The sequence below is a fragment of the Pseudomonas sp. W2Jun17 genome (genome assembly GCF_023127795.1).
Taxonomy (GTDB): domain Bacteria; phylum Pseudomonadota; class Gammaproteobacteria; order Pseudomonadales; family Pseudomonadaceae; genus Aquipseudomonas; species Aquipseudomonas synxantha_A.
On record NZ_SPKO01000035.1, the window covers coordinates 1 to 1,149 of the forward strand.

Annotated in this window: 1 protein-coding gene; it reads right to left on the bottom strand. The window is 56.1% G+C overall.

Going from position 1 to position 1,149, the window contains the following annotated elements; translation table 11 throughout:
• Positions 1-1,149, bottom strand: a 1,149-nt coding sequence (locus tag E4O98_RS22780) for an immunoglobulin-like domain-containing protein (RefSeq protein WP_348984640.1), incomplete at both ends; no start/stop codon positions are given.

Here is a 1,149-nt window from a genome sequence, read left to right on the forward strand (position 1 = left end):
CGGTGATCTTGACGGTCTGGGTGCTCTTATCGATGAACACGTCATCGGTAGGAGCAGGCACAGTCACGGTGCCGACGGTGTCGCCCGCTTTGATGGTGATCGACGAGCCGTTGTCGAGTTTCAACGTGACGTCGGTACCGGCCTTGTTGCTCAAGGTTGCGGTATAGGTGATTTGGCCACCTTCGTTAACGGCACTAGGCGCTGTCAGGGTGACAGTAGTCGTGTTGTCGGTACCCGGTGTGTCCGTCACGGTGGTGTTCACCGCCGTAGTACCCGGCACCAGATTTTCAAAGTGCTCGCCGCCAGTCACGCCTTTGATGGCTGTGGTGACGGTTTGATCGCCCTTGTACACGTCATCAGGAGCAATAACCGAAACGCTACCGCTCGACTGATTCACACCGATGGTGATGGTTTCGCCATTGTCCAAAGTGACGGTCAGCGGGTTGGTGATGTTGGTCACCGGGGCGCCGTTTTTATCCACCAGGCTGGCGGTGTAGACGATATTGCCGCCTTCGCCCACGGTAGTCGTGGCGGTCAGTACAACATCGACCTTATCGATGGTGTCGTTGATGGTGGTGGTCGCACCGTTGCCTGCAACTTCCAGTTTTTCGAAGTTGCCGCCGGAAGCGTCGGTGATCTTGACCGTCTGCGTGCTCTTATCGATAAACACGTCATCGGTCGGTGCCGGGACGGTCACAGTGCCGACGGTGTCGCCGGCTTTGATAGTGATGCTTGAGCCGTTGTCGAGTTTCAGCGTGACGTCGGTACCGGCCTTATTGCTCAAGGTCGCGGTGTAGGTGATCTGGCCACCTTCATTAACGACACTTGGCGCAGTCAGTGTGACAGTCGTTGTGTTATCGGTACCCGGAGTGTCCGTAACGGTGGTGTTTACTGACGTAGTACCTGGAACCAGATTTTCAAAGTGCTCGCCACCGGTCACACCCTTGATAGCGGTGGTGACGGTCTGGTCGCCTTTGTAGACATCATCCGGTGCCAAGACCGAGACAGTGCCGCTGGTTTCATTCACACCAATGGTGATGGTCTTGCCATTGTCCAAAGTTACGGTCAGCGGGTTGGTGATGTTGGTCACCGGCGCACCGTTTTTATCCACAAGGCTGGCGGTGTAAACGATATTGCCGCCTTCACCGA